A 19,295-nucleotide genomic window follows, 5' to 3' on the forward strand; every position below is an offset into this window, starting at 1 on the left:
GTGAGACGTTATTTCTTGGTGCTGCTGGAAACCTGCCTGATTCTGGCGGGCCTGGCATTGGGCTTGTCAGCCTGGAAAATGCACTCGGCACTGGAACAACCCTTGAAGGTGTCCCAAGAGCAACTGCTTGAAGTGCCTCGTGGTACCACGCCCACGCGCGTGTTCTACCGCATGGAGGCCAACGGCGTGCTCGACGACGCCTTCTGGCTGCGCCTGTACTGGCGCTTCAACCTTGCCGGTACGCCCTTGCATGTGGGTGAATACCGCATGGCGCCAGGGATGAGCGTGCGCGACCTGATCGGGGTCTGGCAGCGCGGCGAGATGGTGCAGTACAACCTGACCCTGGTCGAAGGTTGGACGTTCCGTCAGGTGCGTGCCGCACTCGCCAGGCACGAAAAGATCGACCACACGCTCGACGGCCTGAGCGACAGTGAGGTGATGGACAAGCTCGGTCACCACGGTGTTTTCCCCGAAGGCCGGTTTTTCCCTGACACCTATCGTTTCGTCCGCGGCGTGAGCGATGTCGATTTGCTCCAGCAGGCCTACTCGCGTCTTGAGGAGATCCTGCTCACGGAGTGGAATGGCCGTGCTTCCGATGCACCTTACACCGACCCTTATCAGGCGCTGATCATGGCGTCGCTGGTCGAGAAGGAGACCGGTGTCCCGCGGGAGCGTCGCCAGATTGCCGGCGTGTTCGTGCGCCGCATGCAAACCGGGATGCTGCTGCAAACCGACCCGACCGTGATCTACGGGATGGGCGAGCGCTACAACGGCAAGTTGACCCGCGCCGACCTGCGTGAGTCCACGCCTTACAACACTTATGTGATACCCGGCCTGCCGCCGACACCGATCGCCATGGTCGGTCGCGAAGCGATCCATGCCGCCTTGAATCCGGCCCATGGCAGTGCCCTGTATTTCGTCGCGCGCGGCGACGGCAGCCATGTCTTTTCCGATGACCTGGATGCTCACAATGCCGCAGTACGCGAGTATCAGCTCAAGCGTCGCGCCGACTACCGCTCAAGTCCGGGGCCGATGACGGAGTCCGATTCGGCAGCGGAGGAGGATCAGCAGCAGTCGATCCCTGAAACCGGATCGGCGCCGGAAAGTGAATCGACACCGGATTCGCAACCCGAGCCTGCCCCTGTACCCGAATCGGCACCGACACCCGAACCGACACCAGCGCCGCCTCCGGAATCGACTCCGGATATGACTCAAGGCGCTCAAGCGAATCCGCAATGATCAAGATTAAGGACTGCCTGTGACCGGCTTGTTTATTACCCTGGAAGGTCCGGAAGGTGCGGGCAAGAGCACGAATCGCGAGTACCTGGCAGGGCATCTGCGTGCGGCCGGTATCGACGTGGTACTGACCCGCGAACCCGGTGGTACGCCACTGGCAGAACGGATTCGTGAATTGTTGCTGGCGCCCAGCGACGAACCGATGAACGCCGATACCGAGCTTTTGCTGGTGTTCGCCGCTCGCGCCCAGCACCTGGCGCAAGTGATTCGCCCGGCACTGGCCCGTGGCGCGGTGGTACTTTGCGACCGCTTCACCGATGCCACCTATGCCTATCAGGGTGGTGGTCGCGGGCTCTCCCAGGAACGCATCGCGACGCTGGAAACCTTCGTCCAGGGGGAGCTGCGCCCGGACCTGACCCTGGTGTTCGACCTACCGGTGGAAGTGGGTCTGGCCCGTGCTTCGGCGCGCGGTCGGCTGGATCGTTTCGAGCAGGAAGGGCGGGTATTTTTCGATGCGGTGCGCAGCGCGTATCTCAAGCGCGCCCAAGCGCAGCCTGCGCGCTACCGCTTGATCGACGCCGCCTTGCCATTGGTCGAGGTGCAGCAAGCGCTCGACAGGCTGCTGCCGGAAATCCTGGGGTTGTACCGTGGCTGAGACCTATCCCTGGCAGGCTGAGCTCTGGCAGCAGCTGGCCGGGCGCAAGCAGCATGCTCACGCCTATCTGTTGCATGGCCCGCAGGGCATCGGCAAGCGAGCACTGGCCGAACGCCTGATGGCCTTGTTGCTGTGCCAGAACCCGCAGGGGCTTCAGGCCTGTGGTCAATGCAAGTCCTGCATGTTGCTGGCGGCGGGCAGTCATCCGGACAACTATGTGCTGGAACCGGAAGAGGCGGACAAGGCGATCAAGGTCGATCAGGTCCGTGATCTGGTCAATTTCGTGGTCCAGACCGCGCAGCTCGGCGGACGCAAGGTGGTGTTGGTCGAGCCCGCCGAGTCCATGAATATCAACGCTGCCAACGCCTTGCTCAAAAGCCTGGAGGAGCCGTCGGGCAATACCGTGTTGTTGCTGGTCAGTCATCAGCACAGCCGCTTGTTGCCGACCATCAAGAGCCGCTGCGTACAACAGGCCTGCCCACTGCCAGGTCAGGCTCAGAGCCTGCAATGGCTGGCCACGGCCTTGCCCGACTGCGATGAGCAGGAAAGACTCGAGTTGCTGACCCTGGCCGCAGGCTCGCCATTGGTAGCTGTCAGCCTGCAGGCCCAGGGCGTGCGCGAGCAGCGCGCAACGGTGGTGGAAGGCGTGAAAAAGCTGCTCAAGCAGCAGGTCTCGCCCAGTCAGCTGGCCGAAAGCTGGAATGCCATTCCATTGTTATTATTGTTCGACTGGTTCTGTGACTGGTCGAGCCTGGTCCTGCGCTATCAGTTGACGCAGGACGAGGAAGGCTTAGGCTTGAGCGACATGCGCAAGGTGGTGCAGTACCTCGCGCAAAAAAGTGGCCAGGACAAGGTCCTCGGCATTCAGGACTGGATTCTTGCGCAGCGCCAGAAGGTCCTGGCCAAGGCCAACCTCAATCGCGTGCTGTTGCTCGAAGCCTTGCTGGTGTCCTGGTCGGCCCTGCCTGGTCAGCGCTGATCGTTTCTCTTATCTGATGCAGTTGTCAAAAAAGCCCATGCTTGTAGATACCCCCATGCTTGTAGATTCCCACTGCCACCTGGATCGTCTCGATCTCACGCAGCACGGCGGCTCCCTTGATGCCGCCCTTGATGCGGCGCGTGCGCGTGGTGTCGGGCATTTCCTCTGTATCGGCGTCAGCGCCGAGAATGCGGCGGCGGTCAAGGGCCTGGCCGAGCGTTATGCCGATGTCGATTGTTCGGTCGGCGTGCACCCACTCGATCTGCAGCCCGGCGTTGCCCCGGCCCTCGACTGGTTGCTGCAGGAGCTGGAGCACCCACAGGTGGTCGCCATCGGTGAGACCGGCCTGGACTATCACTACGAGCCGGAAGCGGCCGAGTTGCAGCAGGAATCATTCCGTCTGCACCTGCAAGCGGCAGCCGTGACCGGCAAGCCGGTCATCGTCCATACCCGTGGCGCCCGTGCCGATACCCTGGCATTGCTGCGCGAGGCCAGCCTGGCGCAAGCCGGTGTCCTGCATTGCTTCACTGAAGACTGGGACATGGCCAAGGCCGCGCTGGACCTGGGTTTCTACATTTCCCTTTCCGGTATCGTCACCTTCCGTAATGCCGATGCCCTGCGCGATGTGGCGCGGCAGGTGCCGGCCGATCGCCTGCTGGTCGAGACCGACTCTCCGTACCTGGCGCCGATTCCGTATCGAGGCAAGCCGAACCTGCCGCAATACGTGCGCGAAGTGGCCGAGTTCCTGGCGATGTTGCGCGGTGAGTCCTATGCGCGCTTTGCCGAACAGACCACGGCCAATTTCAAGCGGTTGTTCCCGCTGGCCAGGGTCTAGGCGTTGCATTGCGAAGATCGCAAAAGATTGGAGGCAAAAAAAACCCGGGTTCTGGGGGGTGAATCCGGGTTAAGACCATTAGGAGTAAAACAAAGGCGTGCTGTCCTTTGACACCTTTATCGACGCGTCACTTGGGGGGTATGGCGCGTCAACACTTCAAGTATTGGTCAGGATTGGCGCTATTCCACTCAGCACTGCTCGTTTTTTAAACAGATTTGGAATACGCGCGTCGCTGCTGAGCACTCATCGCGATGCAATTTTTTTCACGATGCTCAGAGTTTCGTCGATTACGCGCTTTTCAGTATAGAAATGCGGGGAAAAGCGCACCCCGGGGCCCCGTGGGATGCAAACGACCTGTTCCTGCTTCAATAGCTCATGCACGCGTTTATTATCAATGCCGTCGATACTGAACGAGACAATTCCGGCGCGTCTTGCCGAGTTCAGCGGGCTGTGGATAACAACGCCGGGGATGCTGCCCAGACCGTCATACAGCCATTGAATACGTTCATCCAGGGCGGCGGCGACCTGTTCCATGCCGACTTCTTCGAGTAGCGACAAGCTGGCCTCCAGTGCCATGGCGCCCAACATGTTAGGGCTGCCACATTCGAAGCGGCGGGCGCTCCGGGCCGGCTCCCATTCGGTGCGGGTGTAATCACCCATGTGTTCGAGCATGTGCCAGCCGTATTCACTGAGCTTCAAATGCGGTCGCACTTCGCTGCGGCAGTAGAACACGCCCAGACCTTCTGGCCCCAATAACCATTTGTGGCCGTCGGCCATGGCGAAATCGCATTGATACTGCTGCACGTCGAAGGGCAGGGCACCCAATTGCTGGATAGCGTCAATGCAGAACAGCACGTTGCGCTCCTTGCAGCCCTGGCCAAGGCGTGGCAGGTCCAGGCGCAGGCCGCTGGCATACTGGACCGCGCTGATCGACATCAGGCGGGTCTGCGGGCCGCAGGCGGCCAGTAGCGCGGCTTCAGGATCGTCGCCGGCAAGATTAACCTGCACCACTTCGACTCCTTGGCCGCGCAGGGCTTCCCAGACGATGCGATTGGATGGGAACTCCTCATCGCTGATGACGATCTGGTCACCCGCTTGCCAGTCCAGTCCGAAGGCAACAAAGGAAAGCGCTTCCGACGTGTTTTTGACCAGTGCGATGTCATCCGTCGATGGTGCGTTCGTCAGTCGCATGAGGCGTTCACGAAGGCGTTGTTCAAGCGCCATCCAGTCCGGATAGTCCCTAGCACCCAGTAAAACGTTCTCCTCGGCAAAGCGCCGGACCGCGTCGCTGCTGCGTTTCGGCCAGGGAGCCACCGCTGCGTGGTTCAAATATCGCAGGCCGCTGGCCTGTTCAAACTCATCATGAAACATAGACATGGTCGGATGATCCGTGCAATTTGGCGCAAGTTAGGCATAATATCCGGCTTCGTTTTTTGATCCAGTCCCTCATATGCAGAAAGAACCTCGCAAGGTCCGTGAATTTCGTCGCCGTGAGCAGGAAATTCTCGATACCGCACTCAAGCTGTTCCTCGATCAAGGTGAAGACAGTGTCACCGTCGAGATGATCGCTGATGCAGTCGGTATCGGCAAAGGCACGATTTACAAGCATTTCAAGTCCAAGGCGGAGATCTACCTGCGCCTGATGCTCGATTACGAGCGTGACTTGAACGAATTGCTCCACTCTGCCGATGTCGACCGTGACAAGGAGGCCTTGTCGCGCGCCTACTTCGAGTTCCGCATGCGCGATCCACAGCGCTATCGACTGTTCGATCGCCTTGAGGAAAAGGTCGTCAAGGGCAACCAGGTGCCGGAGATGGTCGAGGAGCTGCACAAGATCCGTGCCTCGAACTTCGAGCGCCTGACCCAGCTGATCAAGGGACGGATCAGCGAAGGCAAGCTCGAGGACGTACCGCCGTACTTCCACTACTGTGCCTCCTGGGCGCTGGTCCATGGTGCAGTGGCGCTCTATCACTCGCCATTCTGGAGCAATGTGCTGGAAGATCAGGAAGGCTTCTTCCAGTTCCTGATGGACATCGGCGTGCGCATGGGCAACAAGCGCAAGCGCGATCCCGACAACTCCAGTAGTTGACTTATTTCGTCAGCCTATAGTGCTACTGGATCGAGATCCTCAGGAATATACTCAGGTATGAGGCTTGCAAAAACCTGATTTTTGAGTCAGGTTTTGCATGCCCGATTTTTCCCATGCCGGAGTCATCCATGATCGTCGATCGTCAAGGCAGGCGTTTTCGTAATCTGCGCGTCAGCCTGACCTCCGCCTGCAACTACGCCTGTACCTATTGCGTGCCTGATGGCAAGCGCCTGGTTGCTGCCCAGGACGAGCTGTCGGCCGAGGCCATGGCCCGAGGCGTCGCCTACCTGATCGAGTCTGCCGGCATCGAGCGTCTGCGTATTACCGGCGGCGAGCCCCTGGTCAGCCCCAAGCTTGAAACCTTCATGCGGGAAGTCTCGGTATTGGGCCTGGAGGACATCAGCCTGACCACCAATGGTCAGTTGCTGGTGCGCAAGCTGCCTGTGCTGGTAAGTGCCGGCATCGCCCGGCTCAATGTCTCTCTGGACACCCTCGATCCTGGGGCATTTCGCAGTATTGCCCGTGGCGGCGACCTCGCTACGGTGCTCGAAGGCATGGCGCAGGCCAGCGCGGCGGGTATCAGGATCAAGGTCAACATGGTGCCGCTACGCGGGCAGAACCTGGACCAGGTGCTGCCGTTGCTCGATTACTGTCTGGAGCGCGGGTACGAACTGCGCTTCATCGAGTTGATGCGCATGGGGCACCTGGCCCGCGACTCGAACGCCTTCCTGCAACAATTTGTCAGCCTGCAGCAATTGCTTGACGTGATCGGCGAGCGCTACGAATACCTGCAGGCCGATGCACCCGTTGATGCCACTGCGATTCGCTACCAGATTCCGGGGCAGGGGTACTTCGGTGTGATTGCCAACGAGAGTGTCCCGTTCTGTCGCACCTGTTCGCGCCTGCGTCTGTCTTCAACCGGTTGGCTGCACGGGTGCCTCTCATCGAGCAACCGGCATTACATCGGTGACCTGCTCGACAAGCCCCGCCATCAAGCCCTGCCAGCCCTGCAACGCTTGTTGGTCAAGGCGCTTGGAGACAAACAGGAAGTGGCATTTTCCGGCGGCGCAACGGTGATGAAAATCATCGGGGGCTAACTGGCTTAAAAGCTGCATCCGGGGGCTATTCGCCGGTTTTCCGTCGCCGGCCTCTGGAGGGAAGATGCGTAGCTTGGTTTTGCTGCTGGCAGTGCTGTCGCTGGGCGGCTGCATGAACGTCAGCGATATGGGCGAGGTTGCCCACTACCATATGAGCGATGCCGGCCTGCTGGATCACAGTGATACGCAGCGCTCCATCTCGCTGCGCCTGCAGCCCGACTCTTTCATTTTCATTGGCCAGGGGCCGTTTGCGCCACCGGGCGGCGATTACCCGCGGCCTAACGCCATTGCCGAAGAAGCGTTCAATGGGTTTGTCGAATACTTCCCACTGGTGCGCCGCGCCAGGGCGCCGTTGGGGCTGGAAGCTGCCCTGAACGAGGCGCGCGATGCCGGCGCGCACTATTTGCTCTACGCCCGCTTCGCCAAGGCCGATGACCGTATCGGCAATGGCAACGACTGGTACGATGAGCAAGCCGTGGACCGCCTGGGGATCGACAGTGGCGTGATCCAGTTGATGCTGATTGAAACCAATACCCGGTATCTGATCGATACAGCGCGCATACACAGCCGTGGCGGTTTACTGACGTTTCACGATAACCGGCCGGAAGATTTGATCGGCCCGCCGCTTGAGGATTACGCTCGTAGCCTATTGGGCATGAGCCGTTGAGGAGAAAACCATGAGTGGACCGGGCAAGGCCAACGATTTGCTGGCGCAGATTCCGAAATCAGAAAAGGGATTACCGCCAGTCCACCTGTGGAATCCGGCATTTTGCGGCGATATCGACATGCGCATCGCTCGCGACGGGACCTGGTTCTATCTGGGGACACCGATCGGGCGCAAACCGATGGTCAAATTGTTCTCCACGATCATTCGTCGTGACGGCGATGACTACTTTCTGATTACTCCGGTCGAGAAGGTCGGGATCAAGGTCGACGATGCGCCTTTTATCGCCGTGAGCCTGCAGGTCGAGGGCGAGGGGGAAGAGCAGCGCTTGCGCTTCACCACCAACGTCGAGGAAGAAGTCGAGGCGGGCGCCGATCACCCCATGCGCTTTGTCATCGACCCGCAGACGCAGGAGCCCTCTCCCTATGTTCATGTACGCGCCAACCTTGAAGCGTTGATTCATCGCAACGTGTTTTATCAATTGGTCGACCTTGCGGTGGTGCGCGAAGTCGACCAGCGTAAATGGCTGGGCGTCTGGAGCGGTGGCGAGTTCTTCCCCATTGGCCTTGAACCGTAGGTGCGCCGGCAGGCCGGCGTCCTGACGTTTTGATTCAGCGCGTTTTGACGTAGTTGGCATAAATGCAGTCATCAACCAGATTGGAGCGCAATGACCAATCTGTGTTGATGATGAAGAACTTTTGAATGTAGGCGTTCTTGCTTTCTCCTGCCTTGAACCAGGTGTTGATATCACCTGACAGGTTTTTTGGAACGTGGAACGGTAGGCTGTATTTGGCGCACTGGATGGACCTCAGCTCGTCTTGAGGTTTTGATTCCTGTGCGACGCGGTCCATGAAACTTTTCAACTTGGCGGTCGAAGGTGTATTTTCGCCAATCCAGCGTTGATTGACCCCGGGCCAGAAAGCGGAATCCCGGTTGCTGGTGTTGTAGGCGATGACCACGTTTTCATTTAAGTTTCTTTGCCAGATATTATTGATTGTCATTGATTTCAAGTTTGGCGTGATCAACTTGCTTCTGTATGCACTCTGACTAAATGCATTCTTGATGAGGCTGGCTAACTCTGTATGGGCTGCAGTCGTGAAGTTTTTGAATTGATGGAAGTTTACGATGATGATTTCTTTCGAGCGATTGGCCTGATGGAATGTCAGAATATTTTGCAGTATTTCCTGCACGGTCCTGCCGGAGGTCGTGGAGTGGAAGATGGAAAATCGGCGAGCATCGCCACTTCCCAGGCCGCCGAAGAACTGCACTCTGAGATCCAGTACCCGAATACCGCCAAGTAGTTGCTTCAAGGTCGAAACATCCTGGCAGGTGTCACCGCTTGGGGTGTAGGGGGCTTCTTTGTCGAAGCCCGAGTTGTGAGTGCCGGGCAGGATGGTCTCGGTTATTTTCAAGGACCCGACATTGCGGTAAGTCCACATCCAGGTATCGCGGATGTTGGTGGCTTGCGAGTTGCTGGGTAGATTCAGGGTGGGCTCACTTTCCGATGACGGGCGTGGGATCGGAAGAGAAGCAGGCGTTTTTAAAATACCCAGGTTGCTGTCTTGGTCGCGGTATTCAGGCGTAATATCCATTTCTGCTGCTGGTTCATTTTTATCAATCATTGGTCAACTCCATTTGATACTGCATGAATGAAACGTATTCGACGTCAGTTACGCCGTTCAATAAAAGTAAGTTCGTATGCTGCGCAGATACATAGGGAATGTTTCCCTTAACCTGATAGGTTGCCGTTAATGGACTTCTGCTTTTCTTCTTGATTGGCTATTTGCCCGGCGGTGGGGGCGTTCTACGCTGACATCGCAGCGCAAATACTTTCCTGTGAGGTGAGCAAGATGAAATGCAGAAATGTCATGACCGGTATTCTCGTCGTCGTCACCCTCCTTGCTGGTGCGGCCACCTGGGCCCATGGCGGTGAGGACGGCAAGGAGACGCGAATGGTGCTGCAAGAGCAGGCGCTCAGCAACGCCCCTGGCAAGAAAGCCATCATGCTCACGGTCAGTTACGCGCCGGGCCAGCGCTCGCTGCCCCATCAGCATCCCGGGGCGGTGATGGCATACGTGCTGGAGGGGGAGGTGATCTCCCAGATAAAGGGGCAGGAGCAAAAAAACTACAAGGTGGGTGAGTACTGGTTCGAGCCAGCCGGCACGGTGCACCTGATGTCGCGCAATGCCAGCGAGACGCAGCCGGCCAAGCTGTTGGTGTGGAGCCTGACTGATGACAAGGATCCGCTGGCGGTTCCATACAAGGAATGATTAAGGAGAGGAATTCAGCTCGGTTACATGGTGTAATGGGCAGGTTTTTTTGATATCGCCAATTTGGCGATATCATCCCTGAATGTCGACCAAACACCGTCTCAGGGAAAAATACCGCATTGAGCTGCGGGAAAAGGAACATCTTCCGCCGCATGTTCATCTGACGGGCGGAGGTGTTGAGGTTATGATCAATCTGGAAATTGTCGAGGTTGTGGCAGGAAAGGCGCCCGCTGCAGTCTTGAATGAGGCCTTGGCCTGGATTCAGGCTAATCAGGCCGAACTTTTGAGGGAGTGGAAGAAATGGCATCGATGAAGCGACCGCGCCTGCAGGCTGTGCAAGCTCTCCCGGACGCCAGACTTGAACTGACTTTTGTCGATGGTCAAAGATTCGAGTTGGACATGAGTTATGACCTTGAAACGTGCCAAGGGCTGAAGCCATTGAAGGGCAAGGCTTTTAGCGATGTCGTGCTGGGTGACAACGGTTGGACGGTCGAGTGGCCGGCATTGGATATACAGATTGGCGCCGACACGCTTTATCTTGACTCATTGGTTCAGGCGGCCAAGGACGAAAACACTCGGATTTTCATGACATGGCGCGCTCGCCATCGCATGACGCTGGATCAGGCGGCGAATGCGCTTGGAGTAAAACCTCGCAGTATCAGTCGTTACAGCAATGGGCGCGAAGTCGTTCCAAGAACCTTGGCGTTGGCTTGCCTGGGGTGGGAGCGGCTGGAAGAGCAGCCGAAAGCTCAAGCGGCGAGCACCGGGTGATTTTTTAAACGCCAGAAACAACAAAGCCCCTACAAGAGGGGCTTTGAGAATTTGGCTCCGCGACCAGGACTCGAACCTGGGACCCAATGATTAACAGTCATTTGCTCTACCGACTGAGCTATCGCGGAATCTGTTGCCTATGTTACTGATTGGTAAGGAGAAGTCAACCCCTGGTTGACTTCTCCTGCCATTCTTACAGGACTTGGACGATCGCTTTGGTCACGACATCAATGTTGCTCTGGTTCAGCGTGGCCACGCAGATGCGGCCGGTGTCCAGGGCGTAGATGCCGAATTCGTTCTTCAGGCGGGCGACCTGCTCGACGCTCAGGCCCGAGTAGGAGAACATGCCGCGCTGACGGCCGACGAAGCTGAAATCGTGCTCAGGTGCCAGTTTGGCCAGGCGTTCGACCATTTCGTTGCGCATGCCGCGAATGCGCAGGCGCATTTCAGCCAGTTCCGCTTCCCACATTGCACGCAGTTCCGGGCTGTTGAGCACGGCAGCGACGATGCTGGCGCCATGGGTTGGCGGGTTGGAGTAGTTGGTGCGGATCACGCGCTTGACCTGCGACAGCACGCGGGCGCTTTCTTCTTTCGAGTCGGTGATGATCGACAGGGCGCCGACACGTTCGCCGTACAGCGAGAAGGATTTGGAGAACGAGCTGGAGACGAAGAAGTTCAGGCCCGACTCGGCGAACAGGCGCACAGCGGCCGCATCTTCGGCGATGCCGTCGCCAAAGCCCTGGTAGGCCATGTCCAGGAACGGGATGTGGCCCTTGGCCTTGATCAGCTCCAGGACGTTCTGCCAGTCGGCTGGAGACAGGTCGACGCCAGTCGGGTTGTGGCAGCAGGCGTGCAGTACGATGATCGAACCCGACGGCAGGGCGTTCAGGTCTTCGAGCATGCCGGCACGGTTTACATCGTGGCTGGCTGCATCGTAGTAACGGTAGTTCTGGACCGGGAAGCCGGCGGTTTCGAACAGGGCGCGATGGTTTTCCCAGCTCGGGTCGCTGATGGCAACCACGGCATTTGGCGAGATCTGCTTGAGGAAGTCCGCACCGATCTTCAGGGCGCCGGTACCGCCGACGGCCTGGGTGGTGATGACGCGGCCGGCTGCCAGCAGCGGCGAATCGGCGCCGAACAGCAGTTTCTGCACGGCCTGGTCGTAGGCCACGATGCCGTCGATCGGCAGGTAGCCGCGCGAGGCGTGCTGGGCTGCGCGAGTGGTTTCGGCTTCGATCACTGCACGCAGCAGTGGAATACGCCCTTCCTCGTTGCAGTAAACACCGACGCCCAGGTTGACCTTATTGGTCCGGGTATCGGCGTTGAAAGCTTCGTTGAGGCCCAGAATGGGGTCGCGTGGTGCCAATTCGACAGCAGAAAACAGGCTCATTTTTACCGTGGCTCTGAATGGATAATAAAGAGGGGGTCACATCGCTCCAGCCGGATGCACTAGAGCGGTGCACAAACGGGGAGTTAGTATAGAGATGCTTATCTTGCGCGGCGACAGGTGGCGACAGGTTTTACCCGGGTTTTTGCGATTATTTTTCGACCGTTAGTCTTTTTCGGACCTGTCGGTCGGACAATGTATACAAACGTCTCTTGAAACTGGCGTTTCATGGCATTACTTGGGTATAAATACTGTCTATAAATACAGGCGACTGCTGTTGCCGGTAATTTTTCTCGTTGCTGCACTGTTTTAGGGCAGGAAGCGATGAAATCAGAGGTTCGTTATGTCCGAGTTTCAGCTCGTTACCCGTTTTCAGCCGGCCGGTGATCAACCCGAAGCGATACGCCTGATGGTCGAGGGCATTGAAGCGGGTCTGGCGCATCAGACACTGCTTGGGGTGACCGGCTCGGGCAAGACCTTCAGCATCGCCAACGTGATTGCCCAGGTGCAGCGACCGACCCTGGTGCTGGCGCCGAACAAGACCCTGGCGGCGCAACTGTATGGCGAGTTCAAGTCGTTCTTTCCGAACAACGCCGTCGAGTATTTCGTCTCCTACTACGACTACTACCAGCCTGAAGCCTATGTGCCGTCTTCCGATACCTTTATCGAGAAGGACGCGTCGATCAACGACCATATCGAACAGATGCGCTTGTCGGCGACCAAGGCATTGCTCGAACGCAAGGACGCGATCATCGTCACCACGGTTTCCTGCATCTATGGTCTGGGCAGCCCCGAGACCTACCTGAAGATGGTGCTGCACGTCGATCGCGGCGACCGCCTCGACCAGCGCGCGTTGTTAAGGCGCCTGGCTGACCTGCAGTACACCCGCAATGACATGGATTTCGCCCGGGCGACCTTCCGGGTGCGTGGTGATGTGATCGATATCTTCCCGGCCGAGTCGGACCTGGAGGCCATCCGCATCGAGTTGTTCGACGACGAGGTGGAAACCATTTCGGCGTTCGACCCGCTGACTGGCGAGGTCATCCGCAAACTGCCACGCTTCACTTTTTATCCCAAGAGCCACTATGTCACGCCAAGGGAAACCTTGATGGAGGCGGTCGAAGGGATCAAGGAAGAGCTCAAGGATCGCCTCGAGTACTTGCGCAATGCCAACAAGCTGGTCGAGGCTCAACGCCTCGAGCAGCGCACCCGTTTCGACCTGGAGATGATCCTCGAGCTGGGCTATTGCAACGGCATCGAAAACTACTCGCGCTACCTTTCCGGGCGGCCGGCCGGTGCTCCACCCCCGACGCTTTACGATTACCTGCCGGCCGATGCCTTGCTGGTGATCGACGAATCCCATGTCAGCGTTCCGCAGGTCGGGGCCATGTACAAGGGCGACCGTTCGCGCAAGGAGACCCTGGTCGAGTACGGCTTCCGCCTGCCATCGGCGCTGGATAACCGGCCGATGCGCTTCGACGAATGGGAAGGGGTCAGCCCGCAGACCATTTTCGTATCGGCAACACCCGGACCCTACGAAGCCGACCATGCCGGTCGAGTCATCGAGCAGGTGGTGCGGCCGACCGGTCTGGTCGACCCACAGGTGGAAATTCGTCCGGCCATTACCCAGGTCGATGACCTGCTTTCGGAAATCCGCAAAAAGGTCGCGGTCGAGGAGCGTGTGCTCGTGACCACCCTGACCAAGCGCATGGCCGAGGACCTCACCGATTATCTGGCCGACCACGACGTGCGGGTGCGCTACCTGCACTCGGATATCGACACCGTCGAGCGGGTCGAAATCATTCGCGACCTGCGCCTGGGGACGTTCGATGTGCTGGTGGGGATCAACCTGCTGCGTGAGGGCCTGGACATGCCGGAGGTGTCGCTGGTCGCCATCCTCGACGCTGACAAGGAAGGCTTCCTGCGTTCGGAGCGTTCATTGATTCAGACCATTGGTCGTGCCGCGCGTAATCTCAATGGCCGGGCGATTCTCTATGCCGACCGCATGACCGGCTCCATGGAGCGGGCGATCGGCGAAACCGAACGCCGTCGTGACAAACAGATCGCCTTCAATCTGGCCAATGGCATCACGCCCAAGGGCGTATTCAAGGATGTCGCCGATATCATGGAAGGCGCCACCGTGCCGGGCTCGCGCAGCAAGAAGCGCAAGGGCATGGCAAAGGCTGCCGAGGAGGCTGCCCGCTACGAAAACGAATTGCGCTCGCCCGGCGAGATCGCCAAGCGTATCAAGCAGCTGGAAGAGAAGATGTACCAGTTGGCGCGTGATCTGGAGTTCGAAGCGGCGGCGCAGATGCGGGATGAGATTGCCAAGTTACGTGAACGGCTGTTGACCGTTTAGGGCGGGTTCACCTCTACCTCGTTCCCACGCTCTGCGTGGGAATGCCTCCACCGACGCTCTGCGTCGCGCCCGGCCTGGTCGACGCTGGAGCGTCTGGCACTGCATTCCCACGCGGAGCGTGGGAACGAGATGTGACTCGGGCTCAATGTACCTCGCCGGCCGTGACCCCCGCCGGCAACGCCCGGGTCAACAACACCGCCACCATGCTGATCGCAAGCCCGATCCCGACAAAATGAAACGCATCGTTATAGGCCATGATCGACGCCTGCTGGTGCGTAATCTCACTAATCCTGCCCAGCGCCGCACCTTCGCTGCCGAGTTTGTCAGTCAGTAACGCCAGCCGTTCGGCCACCTGTGGATTGCTCGGCACCACCGCTTCGCGCAGGTAATCGAAATAGACCTTGGTCCGTGCATCGAGCAGGGTCGCCAGCAAGGCGATGCCGATGGCGCCGCCCAGATTACGCAGGATATTGAACAGGCTCGAGGCGGAGCCTGCGTCCTGGGGCAGGATGTACGCCGTGGCGATCATTGAGATGGTCACCATGATCATCGGCTGGCCGAGGGCGCGGATGATCTGGATCTGGTTGAACTGGGTTCCGGCAAAGTCCGGGTTGAGCACGCCCGAAGAAAAGCTGGCCAGGCCGAACAGGCCGAATCCCATCGTGCACAGAACTTTCGGCGAGATGATTTTCATCAGCTTCGGCACCAGCGGAATCAGGAATAACTGCGGAATCCCCATCCACATGATCACTTCGCCGATCTGCAGCGCGTTGTAGTTCTGGATCTGCACCAGGTACAGCGGCAACAAGTAGATTGAGCCGTACAGGCCCACGCCCATGCCCAGGCTGGCAATGCTCGACAAACCGAAATTGCGATTGCGCAGGATGCGCAGGTTGATCAGCGGATTGGGCTTGGAAAGCTGCAGGATCACGAAAGTGATCAGGCTCAACAGGGCAATGCTGCCCAGGCCAACGATCAGGGTCGATTCCAGCCAGTCCTTGCGGTGGCCTTCCTCGAGGAACACTTGCAGGCAGCCCAGACCGACCCCAAGGGTGACGATACCGGCATAATCGGTGCTTTTGAGCAGTTCCCAGTGGGGCGCTTTCTTCTCCAGGCCATAGAGCAGGCCGCCGATCATGATCAGGCCCGGTGGGACGTTGATGTAGAAGATGTACTCCCAGCCCCAGTTTTCGGTGAGCCAGCCGCCCAGGGTCGGGCCAATGGAGGGGGCGAAGGTTGCCGTCATGGCGAACATCGCCATGCCTTTGGCGCGGTGATGGTCGGGCAGCTTGATCAGCGTCAGGGTGAAGGCCAGGGGGATCAGCGCGCCGCCGGTAAAGCCCTGCATGGCGCGGAACACGATCATGCTCTCCAGGCTCCAGGCCATCGAGCACAGCAACGAGGAAATCAGGAAGCCCACCGACACCCACGCCGCCAGGCGCCGGGCCGAAAGCAGCTGCACCAGCCAGGCGGTCAGCGGGATCATGATGATTTCCGCCACCAGGTACGAGGTCGAAATCCACGACCCTTCTTCCAGTGTGGCCGACAGCGCGCCCTGGATGTCCTTGAGCGAGGAGTTGGTGATCTGGATGTCCAGCACCGCCATGAAGGCGCCGAGCATGACACTCATCACAGCGATCCAGTCCCGTCGGCTCGGCTCGCCGACGGGGCGGATCAGTTGATCACCGGCCACTCGCGTCTAAGCCTTGGGCGCGGATGTCCACCTTGGCAGTCACCGACATACCCGGACGGATCTTGCCTTGCAGGGGATTGTTGGCGGCAAAGGTCAGCTTGACCGGGATTCGCTGCACGACTTTGGTGAAGTTGCCGGTGGCGTTGTCCGGCGGCAACAGGCTGAACTGCGCACCCGAGGCGGCGAACAGGCTGTCGATGCGGGCGTCGATCGGGGTGTCGGGGTAAGCGTCGAACACCAGTTTGGCCGGCTGGCCTGGTTGCATGCGGCCGATCTGGGTTTCCTTGAAGTTGGCCTGGATCCAGATGTCCTGGTCCGGCACGATCGACAGCAAGTACGCGCCGCTCTGCACGTATTGACCATTGCGGGCGACACGCTGGCCGATCAGGCCGCTGATCGGCGCATGAATCTCGCTGCGCTGCAGATTGACCTGGGCCTGGGCCAGGTCAGTGCGGGCATTGGCGATCTGCGCGTCGAGACGCTTGATCTCGGCGGTGAGGGCGTTGACCTGCTGGCGCTGGCCTTGCAGGTCGGCCTGGGCCTTGGTGACCTGCAGGCGCGCCACATTGTTGTCGGCCGCCAGGGTGGTGACCCGTTCTTCGGAAACATAGCCGGGTTTGCGCAGGGCCTGGGCGCGGCTCAGGTCCAGTTGCCAGCGGCCAAGGGTGGCCTGGTTGGCGGCGACCTGGGCTTCGCTTGCGGCAATCAGGCTGGCTTGCTGGGTGAGTTTGCTTTCGGCCTGCAGGCGTTCGGCCTGGCGCGTCGCCAGGGTGGCACTGGCGCGCTCGACGGCGAAGCGGAAATCATCGGAATCCAGGCGCACCAGCAGGTCGCCCTTGTTCACATGCTGGTTGTCTTCGACCAGTACCGCCTCGATGCGTGCGCCCAACTGACTGGATACGCGCGTGATTTCACCCTGGACGTAGGCGTTGTCGGTGCTCTCGTAGAAGCGTCCCTTGAAGTACCAGTTGGCAAGGAAGGCGAGGCTGATCAGTGCGACCAGGGTAAGAAAAGTCAACAGGCGACGTTTGAGTTGGACAGGCATGGGCAAGGGTATTCAGGGAAAAGTAAGGGAATTTAACAGTGTTTTGGATCCAACACCTAGCCGGCCCGGGCATCATGCGCGTCGGCGATAGGGTGATATTCAAGAGCCATCGCTGCGAGGGCAAGCGACGAAAACGCCGGATGTGCCCCGGATTGTGGCGCGTTACTGGAGACTGTCCGGTCTGGCCTGTTAATATCCATGCTTTGTTTCATCTCTAGCTCGAGACCCTCAATGACCACCGTTCGTACTCGTATCGCGCCATCGCCCACCGGGGACCCCCACGTCGGCACGGCTTACATCGCCTTGTTCAACTATTGCTTTGCCAAGCAACACGGCGGCGAGTTCATCCTGCGTATCGAAGATACCGATCAGTTGCGCTCGACCCGAGAATCGGAGCAGCAGATTTTCGACGCCTTGCGCTGGCTGGGCATCGAGTGGAGCGAAGGTCCGGATGTCGGCGGCCCCCATGGTCCGTACCGGCAGAGCGAGCGGGGCGACATCTACAAGCAGTACGCCCAGCAACTGGTCGATCTGGGCCACGCTTTCCCGTGCTTCTGCACGGCCGAAGAGCTGGACCAGATGCGCGCCGAGCAGATGGCTCGTGGCGAAACACCACGTTATGACGGTCGCGCCCTGTTGCTGTCGCCTGAAGAAGTGCAGCGTCGCCTGGCTGCCGGAGAGCCCCATGTCATTCGCATGAAGGTGCCGAGCGAAGGTGTCTGCGTCGTGCCGGACATGCTGCGTGGCGATGTCGAGATCCCGTGGGATCGCATGGACATGCAAGTGTTGATGAAGACCGATGGCCTGCCGACCTACTTCCTCGCCAACGTGGTCGACGACCACCTGATGGGCATCACCCACGTGCTGCGCGGCGAAGAATGGCTGCCGTCGGCACCCAAGCTGATGCTGCTCTATGAATACTTCGGCTGGGAACAACCGCAGCTGTGCTACATGCCGCTGCTGCGTAACCCGGACAAGAGCAAGCTGTCCAAGCGCAAGAACCCGACCTCGGTGACCTTCTACGAGCGCATGGGTTTCATGCCCGAGGCAATGCTCAACTACCTGGGCCGCATGGGCTGGTCCATGCCCGACGAGCGGGAGAAGTTCTCCCTGCAGGAAATGGTCGAGAACTTCGATCTGTCGCGGGTCTCCCTGGGTGGGCCGATCTTCGATATCGAGAAGCTGTCCTGGCTCAACGGTCAGTGGCTGCGCGACCTGCCGGTGGAAGAGTTCGCCGCACGCGTGCAGAAGTGGGCGTTCAACGCCGAGTACATGATGAAGATCGCGCCGCATGTGCAGGGCAGGGTGGAAACCTTCAGCCAGATCGCACCGCTGGGTGGTTTCTTCTTTGCCGGTGGCCTGCAGCTCGATGCCAGGCTGTTCGAGCACAAGAAGCTTTCCGGTGATCAGGTGCGCCAGTTGATGCAGTTGATCCTGTGGAAGCTCGAGTCGCTGCGTCAGTGGGAAAAGGATCAGATCACCGGCTGCATCCAGGCAGTGGTCGATTCGCTGGAGCTGAAGCTGCGCGATGCCATGCCGCTGATGTTCGCCGCCATCACCGGGCAGGCGAGCTCGGTTTCGGTGCTCGATGCCATGGAAATTCTCGGCCCGGACCTGACGCGCTATCGCTTGCGCCAGGCGCTGGACCTGCTGGGTGGCGTTTCGAAGAAAGAAAACAAGGAGTGGGAGAAGCTGCTGGGTGATATTGGCTAGCCCGTAGCCGCTGCCCTCAGGCTGCGCTCGCGCGCAAAGCGTGCGCAAAATCGCAATCGCGCCATTGGAGGTCCTGCGGACCTCAGCGCAGCCTGCGGCAGCGGCTACAGTAATTGCAGCGTGCTTAAGCCGTGAAACCCCCGATTTTCCGGGGCTCGCACAAAGAAAGACCGGTAAGTGTTTGTTATCGCGGAAAAAAAATTCAGATTTTGTTGAAAATAAGTTTGACAGGTCTGCGATCCGCTCTTAATATGCGCCCCGTCCACAGCGATGAACGAAACGAAGCGCGAAGCACCCAGCCAAGCGGTTCAGTTCAAAGCGACTATGTGGGGCTATAGCTCAGCTGGGAGAGCGCTTGCATGGCATGCAAGAGGTCAGCGGTTCGATCCCGCTTAGCTCCACCAAATTCCAGGTTCGAAGTCGGTTGTAATGAGGCTTCGAGCATGATCAGGCCAAAGGCCTGGTCAAGTGGTAGAAGGGTTGCGTCCCCTTCGTCTAGTGG

General features: G+C 59.1%; 18 protein-coding genes and 2 tRNA genes. 14 read left to right on the plus strand and 6 right to left on the minus strand.

The window, feature by feature from the left end:
* Genes mltG through F2S13_RS14195 form a run of 4 tightly spaced genes read left to right on the plus strand, consistent with a single transcriptional unit; the run spans position 1 to position 3,705 of the window.
* On the plus strand, positions 1-1,239 hold the full coding sequence (gene mltG, locus F2S13_RS14180; protein ID WP_166361792.1) for an endolytic transglycosylase MltG: 1,239 nt from the start codon (positions 1-3) through the stop codon (positions 1,237-1,239).
* Positions 1,240-1,258: 19 nt separating this feature from the next.
* A complete protein-coding gene (gene tmk / locus F2S13_RS14185) occupies positions 1,259-1,891 on the plus strand; it encodes a dTMP kinase (protein ID WP_166361794.1) in 633 nt (210 codons plus the stop codon).
* Complete coding sequence (locus tag F2S13_RS14190; RefSeq protein WP_166361796.1) at positions 1,884-2,870, plus strand: DNA polymerase III subunit delta'; 987 nt, start codon at positions 1,884-1,886, stop codon at positions 2,868-2,870. The genes tmk and F2S13_RS14190 overlap by 8 nt, the downstream gene beginning before the upstream one ends.
* A 55-nt stretch (positions 2,871-2,925) precedes the next feature.
* Positions 2,926-3,705, plus strand: a complete 780-nt coding sequence (locus F2S13_RS14195; protein ID WP_166361798.1) for a TatD family hydrolase — start codon at positions 2,926-2,928, stop codon at positions 3,703-3,705.
* Between the two features lie 243 nt (positions 3,706-3,948).
* Here the strand turns inward: F2S13_RS14195 and F2S13_RS14200 are convergent, their stop codons facing one another.
* Positions 3,949-5,082: an aminotransferase class V-fold PLP-dependent enzyme gene (locus F2S13_RS14200; RefSeq protein WP_166361800.1), complete on the minus strand. Its 1,134-nt coding sequence runs from the start codon at positions 5,080-5,082 to the stop codon at positions 3,949-3,951.
* Between the two features lie 73 nt (positions 5,083-5,155).
* Between F2S13_RS14200 and F2S13_RS14205 the strand changes: the two genes are divergently transcribed.
* The 4 genes from F2S13_RS14205 to F2S13_RS14220 all read left to right on the plus strand — a co-directional run bounded on the left by F2S13_RS14205 (position 5,156) and on the right by F2S13_RS14220 (position 8,132).
* Positions 5,156-5,794, plus strand: coding sequence for a TetR/AcrR family transcriptional regulator (locus tag F2S13_RS14205; RefSeq protein ID WP_166361802.1), 639 nt, complete (start codon positions 5,156-5,158; stop codon positions 5,792-5,794).
* Between the two features lie 128 nt (positions 5,795-5,922).
* Positions 5,923-6,891, plus strand: a complete 969-nt coding sequence (locus F2S13_RS14210; RefSeq protein ID WP_166361804.1) for a GTP 3',8-cyclase MoaA — start codon at positions 5,923-5,925, stop codon at positions 6,889-6,891.
* A 64-nt stretch (positions 6,892-6,955) separates the two neighbouring features.
* Positions 6,956-7,558 (plus strand): DUF4823 domain-containing protein, encoded by a 603-nt coding sequence (locus F2S13_RS14215; RefSeq protein ID WP_166361806.1) that lies wholly within the window; start codon positions 6,956-6,958, stop codon positions 7,556-7,558.
* Positions 7,559-7,568: 10 nt separating this feature from the next.
* Positions 7,569-8,132, plus strand: a complete 564-nt coding sequence (locus F2S13_RS14220; protein ID WP_166361808.1) for a DUF1285 domain-containing protein — start codon at positions 7,569-7,571, stop codon at positions 8,130-8,132.
* A 34-nt stretch (positions 8,133-8,166) separates the two neighbouring features.
* Here F2S13_RS14220 and F2S13_RS14225 read toward each other — a convergent pair whose 3' ends face one another.
* Positions 8,167-9,177, minus strand: coding sequence for a PI-PLC domain-containing protein (locus tag F2S13_RS14225; protein WP_166361810.1), 1,011 nt, complete (start codon positions 9,175-9,177; stop codon positions 8,167-8,169).
* 246 nt (positions 9,178-9,423) lie between these two features.
* Here F2S13_RS14225 and F2S13_RS14230 point away from each other — a divergent pair, with 246 nt between their 5' ends.
* From F2S13_RS14230 to F2S13_RS14240, 3 genes are all read left to right on the plus strand, one after another.
* A complete protein-coding gene (locus F2S13_RS14230; RefSeq protein ID WP_166361812.1) occupies positions 9,424-9,825 on the plus strand; it encodes a cupin domain-containing protein in 402 nt (133 codons plus the stop codon).
* Positions 9,826-9,907: 82 nt separating this feature from the next.
* Positions 9,908-10,138: a DUF4160 domain-containing protein gene (locus tag F2S13_RS14235; RefSeq protein ID WP_166361814.1), complete on the plus strand. Its 231-nt coding sequence runs from the start codon at positions 9,908-9,910 to the stop codon at positions 10,136-10,138.
* Positions 10,126-10,596 (plus strand): DUF2442 domain-containing protein, encoded by a 471-nt coding sequence (locus F2S13_RS14240; protein ID WP_166361816.1) that lies wholly within the window; start codon positions 10,126-10,128, stop codon positions 10,594-10,596. The genes F2S13_RS14235 and F2S13_RS14240 overlap by 13 nt, the downstream gene beginning before the upstream one ends.
* Before the next feature lie 52 nt (positions 10,597-10,648).
* Here the strand turns inward: F2S13_RS14240 and F2S13_RS14245 are convergent.
* Both F2S13_RS14245 and F2S13_RS14250 read right to left on the minus strand, forming a co-directional pair.
* Positions 10,649-10,724: transfer RNA gene (locus F2S13_RS14245), tRNA-Asn, on the minus strand.
* A gap of 65 nt (positions 10,725-10,789) precedes the next feature.
* Positions 10,790-11,986 (minus strand): amino acid aminotransferase, encoded by a 1,197-nt coding sequence (locus F2S13_RS14250; RefSeq protein ID WP_166361818.1) that lies wholly within the window; start codon positions 11,984-11,986, stop codon positions 10,790-10,792.
* A gap of 340 nt (positions 11,987-12,326) precedes the next feature.
* Between F2S13_RS14250 and uvrB the strand changes: the two genes are divergently transcribed.
* Complete coding sequence (gene uvrB / locus F2S13_RS14255) at positions 12,327-14,342, plus strand: excinuclease ABC subunit UvrB (protein WP_166361820.1); 2,016 nt, start codon at positions 12,327-12,329, stop codon at positions 14,340-14,342.
* A gap of 142 nt (positions 14,343-14,484) precedes the next feature.
* On the opposite strand, the gene F2S13_RS14260 is transcribed toward uvrB, so the two are convergent.
* Complete coding sequence (locus F2S13_RS14260; RefSeq protein WP_484573266.1) at positions 14,485-16,035, minus strand: MDR family MFS transporter; 1,551 nt, start codon at positions 16,033-16,035, stop codon at positions 14,485-14,487.
* Positions 16,025-17,080, minus strand: coding sequence for an HlyD family secretion protein (locus F2S13_RS14265; RefSeq protein WP_166361822.1), 1,056 nt, complete (start codon positions 17,078-17,080; stop codon positions 16,025-16,027). The genes F2S13_RS14260 and F2S13_RS14265 overlap by 11 nt, the downstream gene beginning before the upstream one ends.
* Before the next feature lie 231 nt (positions 17,081-17,311).
* Here F2S13_RS14265 and gltX point away from each other — a divergent pair, with 231 nt between their 5' ends.
* Both gltX and F2S13_RS14275 read left to right on the plus strand, forming a co-directional pair.
* The gene (gene gltX, locus F2S13_RS14270) at positions 17,312-18,793 is read left to right on the plus strand and encodes a glutamate--tRNA ligase (protein ID WP_166361824.1); all 1,482 of its coding nucleotides are present in this window, start codon (positions 17,312-17,314) and stop codon (positions 18,791-18,793) included.
* Positions 18,794-19,121: 328 nt separating this feature from the next.
* Positions 19,122-19,197, plus strand: a tRNA-Ala gene (locus tag F2S13_RS14275).
* The last annotated feature ends 98 nt before the right edge of the window (positions 19,198-19,295 follow it).

Origin of the sequence: Pseudomonas akapageensis, from assembly GCF_011355085.1 — a bacterium.
GTDB classification, from domain to species: Bacteria; Pseudomonadota; Gammaproteobacteria; order Pseudomonadales; family Pseudomonadaceae; genus Aquipseudomonas; species Aquipseudomonas akapageensis.